The sequence below is a fragment of the Paenibacillus sp. 01T443 genome (genome assembly GCF_056398325.1).
The window spans coordinates 24,739-40,969 of the sequence record NZ_JBFTPE010000032.1; the positions used below are offsets into that span (position 1 = coordinate 24,739).

General features: G+C 43.9%; 12 protein-coding genes. 4 read left to right on the forward strand and 8 right to left on the reverse strand.

Going from position 1 to position 16,231, the window contains the following annotated elements; genetic code table 11:
- Positions 1-218: 218 nt before the first annotated feature.
- Together AC1DLI_RS31240 and AC1DLI_RS31245 are read right to left on the reverse strand one after the other, a co-directional pair.
- Entirely contained in the window at positions 219-1,676 is a 1,458-nt protein-coding gene (locus AC1DLI_RS31240; RefSeq protein WP_477609119.1) for a sulfatase family protein, read from the reverse strand.
- A gap of 68 nt (positions 1,677-1,744) precedes the next feature.
- Positions 1,745-1,882, reverse strand: coding sequence for a hypothetical protein (locus tag AC1DLI_RS31245; RefSeq protein WP_477609121.1), 138 nt, complete (start codon positions 1,880-1,882; stop codon positions 1,745-1,747).
- Positions 1,883-2,188: 306 nt separating this feature from the next.
- On the opposite strand from AC1DLI_RS31245, the gene AC1DLI_RS31250 reads away from it, so the two are divergent.
- Positions 2,189-2,992, forward strand: coding sequence for a helix-turn-helix domain-containing protein (locus tag AC1DLI_RS31250; protein WP_477609123.1), 804 nt, complete (start codon positions 2,189-2,191; stop codon positions 2,990-2,992).
- 310 nt (positions 2,993-3,302) lie between these two features.
- Here the strand turns inward: AC1DLI_RS31250 and AC1DLI_RS31255 are convergent, their stop codons facing one another.
- From AC1DLI_RS31255 to AC1DLI_RS31275, 5 genes are all read right to left on the reverse strand, one after another.
- The gene (locus AC1DLI_RS31255; RefSeq protein WP_477609125.1) at positions 3,303-4,175 is read right to left on the reverse strand and encodes an NAD-dependent epimerase/dehydratase family protein; all 873 of its coding nucleotides are present in this window, start codon (positions 4,173-4,175) and stop codon (positions 3,303-3,305) included.
- Positions 4,176-4,254: 79 nt separating this feature from the next.
- Complete coding sequence (locus AC1DLI_RS31260) at positions 4,255-6,984, reverse strand: alpha-mannosidase (protein WP_477609127.1); 2,730 nt, start codon at positions 6,982-6,984, stop codon at positions 4,255-4,257.
- 134 nt (positions 6,985-7,118) lie between these two features.
- Positions 7,119-8,657 (reverse strand): extracellular solute-binding protein, encoded by a 1,539-nt coding sequence (locus AC1DLI_RS31265; RefSeq protein ID WP_477609129.1) that lies wholly within the window; start codon positions 8,655-8,657, stop codon positions 7,119-7,121.
- A 51-nt stretch (positions 8,658-8,708) separates the two neighbouring features.
- Positions 8,709-9,572 carry a carbohydrate ABC transporter permease gene (locus AC1DLI_RS31270; protein ID WP_477609131.1) on the reverse strand — a complete coding sequence of 288 codons (864 nt, stop codon included), beginning with the start codon at positions 9,570-9,572 and terminating at the stop codon, positions 8,709-8,711.
- Positions 9,573-9,593: 21 nt separating this feature from the next.
- Positions 9,594-10,520 carry an ABC transporter permease gene (locus tag AC1DLI_RS31275; protein WP_477609133.1) on the reverse strand — a complete coding sequence of 309 codons (927 nt, stop codon included), beginning with the start codon at positions 10,518-10,520 and terminating at the stop codon, positions 9,594-9,596.
- Positions 10,521-10,872: 352 nt separating this feature from the next.
- Between AC1DLI_RS31275 and AC1DLI_RS31280 the strand changes: the two genes are divergently transcribed.
- Together AC1DLI_RS31280 and AC1DLI_RS31285 are read left to right on the forward strand one after the other, a co-directional pair.
- Complete coding sequence (locus tag AC1DLI_RS31280) at positions 10,873-12,690, forward strand: cache domain-containing sensor histidine kinase (RefSeq protein WP_477609135.1); 1,818 nt, start codon at positions 10,873-10,875, stop codon at positions 12,688-12,690.
- Positions 12,668-13,873: a response regulator transcription factor gene (locus AC1DLI_RS31285; protein WP_477609137.1), complete on the forward strand. Its 1,206-nt coding sequence runs from the start codon at positions 12,668-12,670 to the stop codon at positions 13,871-13,873. The genes AC1DLI_RS31280 and AC1DLI_RS31285 overlap by 23 nt, the downstream gene beginning before the upstream one ends.
- A 199-nt stretch (positions 13,874-14,072) precedes the next feature.
- Here AC1DLI_RS31285 and AC1DLI_RS31290 read toward each other — a convergent pair whose 3' ends face one another.
- Positions 14,073-14,903 carry a phytanoyl-CoA dioxygenase family protein gene (locus AC1DLI_RS31290; protein WP_477609139.1) on the reverse strand — a complete coding sequence of 277 codons (831 nt, stop codon included), beginning with the start codon at positions 14,901-14,903 and terminating at the stop codon, positions 14,073-14,075.
- A 120-nt stretch (positions 14,904-15,023) separates the two neighbouring features.
- Here AC1DLI_RS31290 and AC1DLI_RS31295 point away from each other — a divergent pair, with 120 nt between their 5' ends.
- Positions 15,024-15,836: a helix-turn-helix domain-containing protein gene (locus AC1DLI_RS31295; RefSeq protein ID WP_477609141.1), complete on the forward strand. Its 813-nt coding sequence runs from the start codon at positions 15,024-15,026 to the stop codon at positions 15,834-15,836.
- Positions 15,837-16,231: the final 395 nt, after the last annotated feature.

Below are 16,231 nucleotides of genomic sequence, written 5' to 3' on the forward strand. Positions count from 1 at the left end.
TTATCCGGCCGTGACACGAAACCCGCAGCTGCTCTCAACCGATCTTAAGTCAGGACTGGCAGTATAACCAAATATTTTTCTTGTCTCCTGCCAAAAAAAAGCCACCAGAAACCCTTTAAATCACTTTTTCACYGAAGAGAACAACCCTCTCCTGAAAATTGATTTAAAAGGACTGATGGCTTTTTCTTCAAACGTTTATTTTTTCAACATTTTCACTGCTAATTCTCTTGTGGATGCCTCTTTCTCAATTCCTCCACGTAACGTCCTCTGCCCGACTCGATAAGTCTTTCGGCATATTCGCTGAGATTGCCCTTGGCATGATAGGGCCCGCCTTCCCGCATGACGGTCCAGAGCGGGTCAGTATCGTGCTCCATCGACATCATCATCTGATCGTGCCAGTCGAGCAGACGGTATGCAGCCTCTCTGCATATGTCAGGGCGGACGGAAGCCAAGTTGTGCAGCTCATGAATGTCATCCTTGATATGAAACAGCATCTCTTTGTCGAACAAATGATAGCCATCGTGGTAGGTGCGGATGTAGAGCCATTCGTCGAACCTTACGCTGCGCTGGCACACATGTGCACATTGCGAAATAATGAGGCTGTCGCGTCCCGTATCTTCGCCCGTCAGGATCGAGCCGGCATAACTGCGGCCGTCCMAGCTCGGCGCCGGCTGAAGTCCCAACAGCTCCGCCATCGTCGGCGGCAAATCCAGATGGTAGTGCAGGCCTTTATCCACATGTCCGGCTATGCAGCCCGGCCAGCGGATGATCATCGGGATCCGGCATGTCGCTTGGTCTGCCGTACCATGTTCGCCGTAGATGCCAAGCTCGCCCATATTCTCTCCGTGATCAGCCGTTATAATAATTACGGTATCGTCCAGAATGCCTTTCTTCTCCATCGCGTTCAGAATCATGCCGATGTTATCGTCCATGTGGCGCACACCGCAATCGTACCCGTCGATCATGCGGCGGAGATCATTCCGGTCCATAAGCTCCCCGGGATAACGGGGATATTGGGGCGAGACACGGTTGTTATACATGTTGATCTCGTGTGCGCTGTGCGGTCCCACCTTTTCCCGGTGCGTTTCAAATATATCATCGGTAATCCATTCCGGGAGCGGATCGTCCTTGAACGGGTTCCCGAATTCCTCCGGCGCACGATATGGCGTATGCGGGTCCCAATAGTTTACGTAAAGCATCCAATCATCCTGCTCGGCATTGCGCTCAAGCCAATCGAGCACGACCGGCGTCACCTCCTCGGCCGACTCCATGCCGCCCTTGCCCGTATTGTAAATTTCATTGAAGCCGGCATAGAACGTCCAGGCGGTGTGCCGTTCTCCGAACGGGCTGACAAGTGAGGTTTTCATCCCCGCGCTGCGGAACAGGGAAGGGAAGCTTTCACTGGCCAGCCTGCTGCGGAACTCGCGGGATTCGCCTTCATGGCGCACATCCGCAGCTGTCCCTCCGTGACCAACAACCCCGTTATGAATGCCGAATCTCCCTGTCATAAGCGCGGTTCTAGAGGGGAAGCATGGCGCATCGGACGTGTAATAATTATCGAAGCGGACGCCTTCGGCGGCGATCCGGTCAATATGCGGTGAGGTATTCCTATGATACCCGTAACAGCCAAGATGGTCAGGTCTAGTGGAATCAAGATCAAGCAGCAATACTCGCATCGTTCAATCTCCTTTACTTCGATTATTAGTCGTTCGTCCCTGCAACTGCTGCAGCTCCCTGCAAGTAATTAGCCCTTGACTGCTCCGAGATTCCCATCGTTTTCGGATGGAAGCTGCGTGTATTTGATTTTTATATTCGGGTATTTCTCTATAAATTTCTCGATAAATTCTTCGCGGACCGTCTTGATGCTGTCGCTCCAGTCCATGATACGCAGTCACCTGCTTTGAGAATTCGCCTGAATCCCCCGCAGCGGTACCGCTTGCCGTGCTCTCGTTCTGCCCGGTGCCTTCCTTGGTTTCGTGTCGTTATCCCTTCCCCCCTAGAATGATAACGCCTTGTTCCTGCGTTATGTTCAGTATAAGAGTTAGGCCTTTTCTTTGTCGATGTACATAATCTCCGGAAGATGTACATTTCAACACTAACTTGAAGATTTCAGCACGTTTTCGTTTACATTGTGATAACCATCAATGCTATAATAAAGGCAACCATTTTCATTAAACAGGTGATGCTCATGCTGAAAATTAAATCTGTACATTTTGACGATTTCATCCCGAATTGGCGTACGCATTCCGAGGTTATCAATTACAATGTGCTTGTTCTTGTCATGGAGGGCAAAGTTTCTTACAGGATTGAAAACGAGGATTATACCGGTGAACGGGGAGACTTTATGTTTATTCCGCATGGCTCGCGTCGCGCCGGAGAAAATCATCTCTCCGGCCCACACCAAAAATTTACGATCATCTTCAACTATGAAGTTGATTCCATGCCATTCATTCCTTTTCTTCACGATAAGAAATTTGTACAATTCAAGCTGTGGAGGCTTCAGTACGTGCAGCGAAGATTTGAACGCTTGTATGAGGAACTGCGGCAGGGGGAGAACTTTAGAACCTTCATTTGCCACGGCATCCTGCAAGAGCTGATCGGCATCATCGCAAGAGAACTGGAGAAGCCCGAGGTTACACCGATCAAAACGAAATATGCCGATATGATAAAACACTATTTGCTTGACCACTACCGCGAACAGATTGAGATCAAGGATCTGGCAAGATTGATTCAGCGGTCGCCGAACTATACGATCGCCGTATTCCGAGAGGCTATCGGACAATCGCCGATCAAATACATCCATCAATTGCGCATGATAGAAGCATGTAACCTGTTGCTGAACTCCGACATGTCCATCTCCAATATCTCAAACTATTTAGGCTACTATGACACCTCTTACTTTTTCCGGATATTCAAGAAATACACCTCGATGTCACCTACAGAATTCATGACCCACGGGAACCAGCAGGACGCGGCCCAGTTGTTCACCTGAGCTCGGTACCATACCAAAACAGCCCGCAGGTATCTGCGGGCCTGGTTATAAAGAAGGAAGCTCAATATTTATTCAATATCTTCAGCCGCAGTCGCAAAGTTCGGCAATGCAAAAAAAAGCTGACTTCAGGTTTTCCCCCAAGATCAGCTTTTTCTTCAACAACTACCGCTTCGCCTTATAAAATTCATGATAAAGCTTCATGAGCGCCCTCAATGCTAATCAGGTCTTCGAGATCTTCCCCTGTATTGTCGAATTTTTTGATGTTGTGGACACAACCCAAAAAATCTAAGCATGTAATTCTGTGTCCTTATCACATCGCCGGGATTTCAGAAGGTACTATTAAGAGTTTTACATCGATTCCTTTTTCATCGCGCGCTTTTAAGTCTTTTAAAAACTCAAGGAAGCCATAACGAGGTTTCCAACCAATTGTCTTTTCAGCCTCAGTAAGGTCATGTTGTTCCACTTGGTCAGGCAATTCGATTTCGTATTTTTTTAACAAATGAATTGCACCCGGAACATGTGTCTCACACCACTCTGGACCATATTTTTTGAAGTTTTGGATTGTTTCTATAGGCATACCGTGATTAGTGTGAACAATTGTACGAAAAAGACCCACTCTCTTCTCCAAAACTGCCTTGACCGAGGCAACTGTAGCATCAGCAACGTCCCTTCTATCCACACCATTACGAAGCAACCGTGCTCCGAACTCTAAGTAGGGGCGAGGTAAAAACTCATGGTAACGCAGCATGGCTATCGATGCACCTGTCATTTCATGATAAGACTTACACAGATCTTCCCCGATAACTTTAGTAACGCCATAGACGGATGACCATCCGTAGGCCATTGAAGAAGCATATACAATAGATTGAATCCCAGCTTGCCTGCATGCTTCAAGAACGTGGAATGTTCCATCTACATTTACAGCAAAAATCGTTTCATCGCTTACCGGTGGATTATGGGCAGAATGCCATGCTGCTAGGTGAACAACCGCATCCATTCCTTTTACAGCTAGTCGTATATCACCAGGGGTTCTCGTGTCGCACCTAACAAAATCGATTTCTCTCAAATCGTCCGTATTTGGAGGCATAACATCAGCCATCCTAACCGATAAGCCCGCTTGAATTAATGCTCTACAGACAGCTTGACCACCATTGCCGGCAGCACCGGTTACAACTACTTTCATGATCTCACACCACCAAACTTATTATTTAAGTTATCTATTCGTCATCCTATTGATACACCCTTTTTCCAAGTGCGCTGAATTAACGATTAATCCCGATCGTCACAATTTCACAAGAACCAATCGCTAGAGATATTTGGCCGTCCGTGTCAGATTCAATATGATGCCTATTATCTTCCAATATTGAACTTTTGTAGAAATAATAGCATGGAAGGTTAGAACGAAGTGTCAATTCAGCATCTTGGAAGTCCATGTTGTACCAACGAAGCAGCAGATCGTCCGTTCCTTCATTTATTTTCATTGAGGAGAAAGCCAGCTTATTGCCTTTCCACTGGAACGGCGCAAACGTTGGAGCAATGCTTCCTTGATGAATATCTGTCTGGCATGAAGTCCACGGAATTTGGAACTGATAGGCCTTCGCATAGGCGCCTGACTGTACACCGTCTCCGTTATGTGGAAAGATGGCCATACGAACGGTATGCTCACCCTGACATTGMGCTTCAGGCGTCGGAAAGAAGCCCCAGTCGCCAAGCTCGCCAACCGCTCGAAGCAGCGTAACTGCAATTGTATTACGACCATCGCGCAGCACTTCGTATTCATTTAAACCTAAGTTGGCTACAACAAGACCTGCCCCTGCCTCGTTCATATCAACGAATGCCTGCTGATGCTGTGTATTGCTTGGGTTTTCCCAATTAGATGCCGGCAAAATGTCCCGCTGAGGGATCTCAAACATGGAATCGACGCGATGAACTTGCGTGCTTAGATCGGTTGGGAACAACATCCGCAAACGATGGTCTTTGGCTTGGTTGTTAAAAGTAGCGGAGATCTCCACCCCTTTGCCGTTGCTGCTCAGGCTTACAACCGTACGAATCTGAATCGGTACCATGCGCTCCGACCGCTGTGCTTTCCGGTGTTGAAAAGGAATCAATGCGCGCTGTTCTTCTTCGAGCACTTCGTCAGCAGACGCAGGAATTTCCCATTCGATCAAAATTTCAATAGAAGCCTGGTATGGATGATCCTCTAACACCCGAATTTGTGCATCCACCCCATAGGTGGTGCGCGGCGTTTCGCCGGCAGGCTGTTTATATATATATTCGTTGCCGATATCCCCTGTATTTTCATAAATGCCTAGATCCCGGTAGATACAGCCGTTTACTTTGTCTGTCAAGCTGAATGAACCGTTATCGGCGATTTCAATCTTTAGCGATTCATTTTCCAGCACACGGTCTCCCGCTAGAACCCTGGAAGCCTGAATCTCCGCTTCACGTTTAACCCAAGCATACGCCTTCAGCCCTAATGCCGGAACATTCTCTGCTTCAAAGGTAAGTTTCACCTTGCGGCACATATACGGTTGGCGGAATTTATCCTCCGGCAGATCGTAACCGAATTGAATTCCGAGATCTTGGGACATGCATGGAATGGCACGCCCATTCTCATCCACGAGCATCATGCCTGAAAGATCCGCCGACTTCACGATATCGCTGGCTTCCTCTTGCGTGTATTCGTCATACAAATATACACGCAAGGCATCTAGCTCCATACTCACGACACCTGTTCGCTCCCAACCGGATGTATTCATAACTATGACCGGCAGGGCGTTGTCTCCCATTCTGGCAAAGCTCGACGTATCTACAATTCCAGCAATGGCTCGTATGCTCTCATCAACGATCGCTTCAGCCACATGTTTGCTTTTATCGAAGCGCGTCACCATTTCTCGATGCACTTCATCTATAGAACAACCGCATATGCTGTCATGCGGATGGTTTTGCATCAGTGTTTTCCAAGCATACGTGAACAGATGATGCGGGTATCTCTCTTGTGCTTCAAGAACATAAGCTAAAGCGGCCAGAGGTTCAGCTACCTTTTCCAGCATTGCTTGTCCTAACTGATTCATTTGCTTCAAATATACGCGGGCGGAAGCGGTGTTCACGAGCGTATTCCAGCCGTCTGTACGCTGACTGCGAAGCTCGCCTTTTACAATAGATAGCTCATGACTCAAGGAGTGCTCAACAGCCTGCAAGTAATCTGTAAAATTGGAATGAATAAAGATTGTATCCGGATAAAGCTCACGCGCGACTTGAACCGCTTCGGGCAAATCCAACTGAATCGGCTGATGGTCGCAGCCATTCATAAAGAGCAGCTCGCCCATTGATGCGTATTTCTCAGCATCCGCCAGCTTCTTCTCCCAGTAAACCTTCGCTTCTTCGCGGTCAACAGGAATTTCAGTTCCATTATTATACCAATTGGCAAAAAGGATACCGAGTATCTGGGAACCATCTGGTCCTTCCCAGATCAGCTCTGAGAACGAAGATTCGTAATCGCCATCAGAAACGGCATTGTTAAAGCCCGTCGGCTTAACGCCTCGACCAAACAAAGCATTCGTAATCCCAGACTGCTCCATCAATTGCGGTATTTGACCTACCAGTCCGAACGTATCGGGAAAATAGCCGATCTTCGCCACAGTGCCGTATTTCTTCGCATCTTGGTGCCCGATCTGCATATTCCTTACGTTGGCCTCGCCGCTGGTCAAAAATGCATCCTGCAGGATATACCAAGGACCGATCAAAATACGGCCGTCTTGAACAAATTTGGCCAATCTATCCTTTTGATCAGGTCTGACTTGAAGATAGTCCTCAAGAATGATCGTTTGTCCGTCTAAAAAGAAGCTGCGATAATTCTGATCTTGATCCAGTTTATCCAGCAGCGTATCCACGAGCTTTACGAGACGAACATGATGCTTTTCATATGGCAAATACCATTCCCGATCCCAGTGTGTATGTGAAATGATATGCGCTGTTCTCTTTGTACTCATCGTTTGACTCCTCTTAATATGAATAAATTTAGAATATTTTTGATGTTGGTGTAAGTAAGGCCAACCGATTCGAATCGATTGGCCTTTGTCGCTTATTTACTTACAGTGGAGTTGAAGCTGGATGGCCCATGCAGTTACTTTTGTTGCGCTATGAAGGCATCTAACTGCTTCTGGTATTCCGCAAGAACCTTATCGATTCCCRCATCATTTAAGCGGCTTAGGAATTTATCTTTCACAGATGAAAAATCGACGACCCCATTCATAAGCGGACCTTGAGCTGAATACTCAGATGCAATTGCTGAGACTTTAGCCAATTCTGCTTTTACTGGCTCAGTGTTAATAGAGAAACCAATAAGTGGTGTTTGTACGGCACCATTATCCCAGGTTTTAATGACATCAAGTTGCTCTGGAGTAATGTATTTACTGAATTTGTTATACCTTAAATCTGTCCAGGCCCAGCTAATCGGGAAATATTGTTTATCGGGTGAGATTCCTTCATAGGTAGCACTATTACCGTCGGCCTTGAAGTTTACATCTTTAACGCCCAAGGAGAATAAATCATAGTTTTCCTGACTGCTGTGTAGCCAATTGACGAACGCTACTGCTTCTTTCGGATGTTTGCTTGTCGCTAATACCGATAACAGATTATCTGCACTAGTGAAGATATATTTAGGCTTATCCGATTCAAATTGTACAAATTCAAGCTCAGCATCCGGAATGTTTGTTTTTAAAGCATCAATAATTTCAGTAGGACGCAGGATATTAGAAGGCATCGCAGCCATTCTTCCTTTGGCAAAATCACCATTTATGTCTTTGAACATATTAGGATCACTCGGCAGATACCCTTTTTTGTACCATTCTCTTGTTTTATTTACATACTGCTCATAAGCTTCTGAAGCATATAAATTTTTAACCTTAAGCGGTGTTTCATTCACATCAATATAGAAGAAGCTTCCAGTAAAATCTCCATTGGCAAAATAACTTGGCGCTATTTCTCTGACAAGTCCTCCCGCTCCCCCTGCTAGTGGAGTGATCGTCGGATCATTGGTCTTAACAGCTTCCAGATACTTCTCGAAATCAGCCGAGCTTTTAATTTCCGGTAACCCGTATTTTTTACGCAAGTCACCACGAATTTGGAAGGTATCATTGCTTTGAGCAACAGGAACGACACGTGGAATTGCATATGTTTTTCCGTCAATCCTAACTGCCTTCCATACAAAGTCCGAAATATCTTTTAGTAACCCGGGACCGTCGCTTTGGAGAAGGTCATCAAGAGGCATTAACACATTCTTGCTTACACCTTGAGATAAATTGGAAATGTGAGTCCAAGTTAAGTCATATTTTTCTCCTGCCGCCACAACTAGACTTTGTTTGTTCGTGTACGTTTCCCATGGTACAAAAGTATAGTTCAACTTCATATTTAAACCGTCTGCCTTAAGTTTCTCTGCAATAGCTGTATTAACGGCGTCCAGATCCTTTGGCGGATCTCCCGGGAATAAGATATTTAGTGTAACTTCTTCACCAGTTGCTGTCGTTTCAGTGCTCGTATCACCCTGCGTTTCCGGCTTATTAGAAGGCGTATTCGCATTATTTGACGTGCCGCAGCCTACTAATAGCGTTGATATTAAAACAGTTGCAATTATGCTTCCCATAAAGAACTTGCTTTTGAACATGTTATTCGCTCCCTTGTTATAATGTTGTATACGTTGCCCGCTCTTCCGGAATCAACCCTTGATTGAACCGACCATAATACCTTTGACAAAATATTTCTGAACATACGGATAAACGAGAATAATCGGTCCAATCGTAATTAAGAACATCGCGAATACGATCGTTTCTGAAGGCATCTGTCCTGATGCAACATTCGTATGCTGACTCATATAGGCAATCATCGAATTAATCCGATACAATAAGAACTGAACGGAGAACAGCTTCCGATCATCAATTAACCACAGGGACATCGTGAAATCATTCCAATAGCTTAAAGAAGAGAATAGACCTATAGTGGCTAATATCGGCATAGACAACGGAGTAATGATCTTATAGAAAATATACCAAGGGCCGGCTCCATCGATTTCTGCTGATTCTGAAAGCGCAGGTGAAATCGATTTGTAATAATTCCTAAGCAGAAAAATATTAAATGGATTTATCGCAATCGGCAGGATAAGGGCCCAAATCGTATTTTTCAAATGGAGGTAATTAGTGACTACAATGTACCAAGGAACCAGTCCTGCGCTGAATACAATGGGTATAAAGATAAGCAGGGCAATGATGTTGCGATATTTCACTTTTTGCACGGACATCATATAGCCGAGCAGCGATGATAAGATTAACGAGATGAATGTACCTACAATGGTTACGATGATAGTGATTTTATAGGCATTAGTCACAATGTTGTCTTGGAAGACGATCTTATACGCATCTAATGAAAATAAATCAGGGATGAACTTGTGCCCATTCAGAACGATAGAGCTTTCATCCGATATGGAGACCATTATCGCTAGGATGAATGGGACCAGTGTAACCAAGGAAAAGATGATGAACACCAAATAAATGAAAATATCCAGCCAGCCAAACTTGTTCTTCAATTCAGTCACCTCTCTAGCTGTTTAAAATAAGGAATAGTCCTTATCATAACGTTTGACAAGCCAATTGCTGCCTACAACTACTAGGAAGCCAAGGACAGATTGGCAAATTCCAATTGCAGTGATCATACCGTATTCCTGTCCGCCATTGATTAAAGCACGGTAGATATAGGTGTCGATCACATCCGTCGTTGAAAACAACAGCCCATTGTTCTCTACAATTGCATAGATGAGTGCAAAATCCCCAAAAAATATTCTCCCTATGGACAGCAGTGTCAAAATAATAATAGTAGGAACTAAGTTTGGCAGCAAAATGTACCGAATCTTTTGTACCCGAGAAGCACCGTCTAGAGAAGCCGCTTCCATCATCTCTTCATCAATGGATGTAATAACAGCGAGATATATAATAACGGAATACCCCACATTTTTCCATATGCTTGCCGAAGCAATGATTTTCACCCAATATTGAGGTGAGGTATACCAATCAATTGGCACACCATGGAACATTTCAATCAATTCGTTCGCAAGACCGTTCTCACTTTTGAAAATTAAAAGGACTAATTTCCCAACAATGACGAAGGAGAAGAAATAAGGCAAAAACAGGATACTCTGAAACCATTTCTTCGTTACATTACTCTTTATTTCATTCAATAGAACTGCGAACACTACGGCGAGAATTGTTCCCCATAAAATTTGATTGAAATTGATCCAGAACGTATTAAATGTTATTCGCAGAAAGTCACCATTGGATAGAAAAAATTTGAAGTTATCAAACCCGCTCCATGGACTTCCAAAAATCCCCTTCACCGGATTAAAGTTTTTAAACGCGATAATGATTCCCGGGTAAGGCAAGTAAGAGAAAGCAAATAAGATCAAGAGGCCCGGAAGAGCCATCAGATAATAAGCTCTGTTCATCCACAACTCCCTTATAATACTGTTGCCAATTTTCATTTCCATATCTCCTTCCTCTCGTTGTAACCGCTTACCACATGTTAAGTGATGTTCAATTATTTGAAAATAGTCAAATGTTTTGAACCTGTTCTAATCTTGGGAAACGCTTACTTCGCTTAAAATCACGATAAAAAACGAATTTTATGTTCTAATATTTTGTTAATGTTCTAATATTGGGATCATTTCTAGATATATTGTTTTTCAATATTTTAAGCACTATACTTGTTTGAAGAAAAAGCTTATTCAGTCAACTTTCGCTACAAACAAATCACCGATCAACGGATACTCTGACATCATCACAAAAGCAGGACAGAGAATTTCTCAAAGGGATCGATTTCGAGAAGGTGAATTCATGAAATTAAAATCATTCAAGTCAAGTATCATCTTCTATTTCGCCCTATTAATATGTGTTTCTCTCAGCGTACTCGGTGTTATCAGCTATCAAACCTTCTCTAATTTTACGAAAAAAGAGATGATTAAGAGCACCACATCGATCACGAGCCAAGTGAATCAGAGTCTAGACCTGTACTTAAATGAAGTCAAGGACTCCCTCCACTTTYTCGCTATCGATCAGAATTTAATATCCATTCTCGAAGACTCTATAACAGAAGGCGAAGTGTATGAATCTCAACAAGACCGCGAGCGAATTTCCATTCTGCTCAATAATATCTTCTCGGAGAAGTCCGATATACGCGGTTACTTTATTTACAATTACGATCATCGCAAGCAATATATCAACAGCGCCCAGTCCATTAATATTGAGTCCCCTTTTTTAAAAAAGGTGTGGCTCGATTTTAAGGACACCAAATATGCCCTGCAGATCAAATTCTACGGGGCTCATAAGCCTGAATATTATGATAACTACAGTAGTACATCCGATCTTAATAACGTAATTACGATTGCTGCCAACATTAAGGATGCCTATGATCCGTCCAATCCGAATCTGTATGGTGTTGCTGTATTCGATTACAACATTAATAAGCTCAAAAATATTTTTGAATCGATCCAAACAGAGCTTGGCATACAATCTTTTGTTGTAGATGACGGAAAACAGGTGATTTACCAATCAGCCCCCTCTCTGATCCTTACCGATTCAGATATGGAAAGCTTATTTCAAGATACTTCGGGGTATTGGACACGTATGGTTAACGGAAAAAATATGCTTATCGCCTATTCAACCTCCTCGGTAACCGGCTGGAAAACCGTAAGTATGCTTCCCTTCACCCAGTTCAACAAGAAACTGTCTGTTATTCGCGATACAACCTTGTTTCTACTGACAATCATGATTGTCATTACGATTGTCCTTGCATCCGTCATCACCATTCGTACGACGCAGCCCATCTTAAAATTGGTTGCCTTTATGAAAGAAGTCGGTAAAGGTAAGTTAGACATCCGGATTGATCGTCAAACCGAATACGAGGAAATTATGGTCCTCAATAGAGGCGTTAACAATATGCTTGATAGGATGAAGGAGCTCATTGCAAATTCTATTAAACAGCAGCTTCTACAGAAGGAAGCCGAGTACAGTGCTTTACAAGCCAAGATGAATCCTCATTTCCTTTACAATACACTGCAGTCTATCTCGTCATTGTCCATACTTGGCAGGAATCAGGATATCGAGCTTGTTACGCATTCCCTTAGAGAAATGCTGCATTATTCGTTATACCAAATGAACGAAATGGTTAAAATTAAAGATGAAATACGTTCAGTTGAAAATTATTTGCGCATACAGAATATCCGTTATGACGGTCGTCTTCAATTCGTTTTCCAAGCCGATGACGATGTACTGGAATACCCTATTAACAAGTTTATTTTTCAACCTATCATAGAAAACTCCATTTATCATGGGTTGGAAAGCAAAGATGGGATTTGGATCATCAGCCTCCTTATTCAGAATGAGACTGATCATATCCGCGTAATCATTAAGGATAACGGGATTGGGATAACAGAGCAAAGGTTAAGCATAATCAATGAGGAGCTTTGCTCTACAACAGCGAGTACAAGCAGAATAGGACTAATGAGTATTGCAAATCGTATGGCATTGAGGTTCTCATCTCAAGCCAAATTAATGATCGAAAGCGAATGGGGACAAGGAACGACAATCACCCTGATTATTCCTAAAACTAAGTCATTGGGAGATGTACGGGATGCTAACGACTTTATTAATTGATGACGAACCACTGACGACGCAAGCGCTACGCAAAATTCTAGAAAACCATTTTCCTAATATTGAAATATTGGGGGAAGCGACAAATGGACTTAAAGGTTGGGAGATCATCCAAGACCGGGTACCCGACTTCATTATCACTGACATCCGAATGCCGAACTTGGATGGTTTGGAGCTCTTAGAAAAAGTACGTGATGCAGAGCTGCCAATCAAAGTTATCCTGCTAACCGCCTACGGAGAATTTGAATATGCGCRCCAAGCACTCAAGCTTGGTGCATCCGGTTATTTGCTTAAACCTTATATCCAAAGCGAACTCATCAAGGAAGTATTTCGTGTCACCAAAGAGATTGAAGCTGAGAACGGATATAAGAGCATCTTGTCCAAAGCCATCCCACTCTTTGAAGAGAACGCCTTGAAAAAGCTGCTAGTAGGTAAACTGGATTCAAATGGCTTAAATGAATTTTTAGAATTGGCAGAAAGCCGGTGGGAACAATGTGTGGTCAGTGTCTTTCAGCTAGGAGGGTCAAATTTAAAAGCAGAGGAAATCGAGGAAGTCATTAAAATTAGCATTACAGAGGAAATGAACAGCCATTTGCTTTATTCCGGTTATCACGGAATCAGTTTTTTTCGCAAACTTAACGAAATTATTATGATTCATGCTTCTAAGGACACCGACACGGATGCTGGGCTCATTCAAGGCTGTATTCGAATCTTGATGAATTATTTCCATAAACCTTTTAAGGTGGGGTCCAGCCAAAGCAAATACCCCCCTCAGCAATTGCCAGAAGCCTATGAGGATGGTCTTCAGCATTCTACTGCTATTCAAGATATCATTGTTGCAAAAAACACAATGGATCACCAAGGTGTCTTAATTGATAAAGCAGTAGAGTTTTGTAAACGCTATTATACGACAGACATTAATCTGCAGAAAATAGCTGACCATTTGGATATAAATAAATTTCATTTCTGCAATCTGTTTAAGGATCAATTACATGTAACCTTCTGGGATTACGTGACCAATCTGCGTATAGACCACGCCAAGAATTTACTTCAAACCAGTGAGGAACGAGTCTCTAGTATAGCTATTCAAAGCGGGTATATTAACTCTAGTCACTTTGGACGAGTCTTCAAAGAGATCACCGGGGTTACGCCAGCTGAATATCGCAGACAGGCTAAGACGTCTTAACTATGCCACTCTATCAAATATTGTATTTAAGTTTTAATAATCTGATTTCTGCTTATGACATTAAAAAAACTCAAAACCCTTGATTTTCAAGGGTTTTGAGTTTTTATTTGGTGGAGCTTAGGGGATCGAACCCTCGATATACTCCATATAGTGATTGACTTTTTCCGGCATGGTTTCCGCCATCCAGCTCTCTTACTGTTTACGTATGATGACCGCGCGGTTTTTTGCCGCTCCAACGTTCGTCGACCTCATCCAAGGAAGACTGGTATCTCGTGTCCACACTAAGCCGGTACTGGTTCGATGTGTTTTCCAACGAGCAGTGCATCAAGAACATACCGAAAATCAGCACATCTCCCGCTTCGAATTCGGTCGTCGCCCATTTGCCACCAAACTTCTCCGTAATGACGAGTGGATCATCCGTATAGTGACCGATGCCGATGTCGTCGCGATCCGCGTCTTTGGAACCGTATGACTTCTTCAACACCTCAAAGTTATGTGAATCGAGACATATCGCGAGACCACCCATCGCATAGTTCACGTCTCCGATCGGTGACCATACGGTATACAGTTTATGTGTACCGCGGCCCATATACACGATGTCGTAATGTGCTCCAGTGAAATCGCCTCTCCCGACGGCGCGAAGCCACTTGTAATGATAAGTAAGTGATTTCTTTCCAAGCAGCTTGTCGAAAAATCCCATGATGTGATTCCCGTTCAGCACACTGAGCAGCTCAGGCAAGTCTTCATTCGAGCCTCCCATGAAGATCGTTCTGCTGCCGTCCGCCATGACACCGTCTTCAAGCAGCGTATCTCTATCCAGCTTACCCATCTTATCTATCTTCTCCAAGATGCTTCGACGTGCCTTGAGCACTTGCTCCCTATCATGAAACCCACGAATAAGCAAGTAGCCATCTTCCGCAATCCGATTCTTCAGGGCATCAAAATCATGCAGAATATTGTTTGAATCCCTTAATTCCGTTAAATGCGGTCCTCCGAGCTCCAATTCGCGGTTGCCTACTTTGAGCAGCATCTAAAACACTCCTTTATACGGTGATAGTTCCATTGTATAAGCAGTCTCTTCTCCAATCCATGGAGGACATTCACCAAAACATGTATAATCGTACTGAATACAAAGAAAGGATTGTGAGTCATGTCCTATATGGATATTCCATATGAGCTGGATGAGCATCAATCGAGTCCTCCATGCCTCTTCAAGTCGATTTGGAAAGTACAAGCGAACGATACCTATCAGGTCGCCAAACCGAATGGTTTTACTGCTCCTGGAATGTTCGTTACTTTTGAGGGAAAAGGTGCGATTTCGCTGGCTGGGAGCAGGTATGAGCTTGATGCCGGAACCTATATGATCGTCCCACAAAACATGCCTAGCGCTTACCAGTGCCTAGGCGGAGATTGGAAATTCTACTTTGTGGACTTCGACACGCTAGGCATGGCACATCAGCTAGAATTGCCAGTGGGTCAACCGGTATCCACCGCTAAAATACCAAAAGCCGCCCGCTTATGCGAACGGCTAATCGACAGTCTTATTGTCCATCCCAAAGGTTACGAATACACAGCCCATCTCGTTATCCAAGAGCTGCTGCTGCTCTTCGCAAGAGAACAACTTGCCAGCGGCCCAAGCCGCCACCCCGAACTAGACGATATTTTATATCACATGCACAAAAACATCGGCCAGACGATCCCGATCGACGATTGGGTTCGGCAAAGCGAGTTGTCGCGGACCGTTTTTTTCAACCGCTTCCGATCGAGGACCGGTATGTCACCTAGCCGCTATATGCAAGAGCTTAAGCTGGCTTCCGCCAAAGTTGCTCTTGAGACGACAAATTCTTCAGTGAAAGAAATCGCCGCCGCCCTGCAATTTTACGACGAATTCCATTTCTCCAAAATATTTAAACAACGATATGGAGTTGCTCCCCGTGCTTACCGACAAAGTATCGTTCTATAAAGGCAAACCACTGATACTTGTACAAATGTCGTGCTAAAGGTATCCAAATACCGGGTTTATGAATCGTCTCTCGTTTCGTTCAACGTCTCTTAACGTACTCGAAGGAGGAAATGCCCGACCTAAATCCTTACAACTATTAAATAGAGGAGCCGCATGACCGCCATACAGGCAGCATATTTATAATTCGGCAAGGCAATATCGTATACCGACTTTTTATATAATCCAGCCAGTAAATTATTATCTGGCTATAAGGATTATAAATACTTCTCCGCTTATTTCGGCAAGCTATGCGGAATCAGCGCCAAGGAATATAAAATGAAAAGCCTGTTCTCCTCCGTCGAAGTAATCTTATGATTTTAAACACACTTTAACGGAGGTCTTCTAATGCAATTACC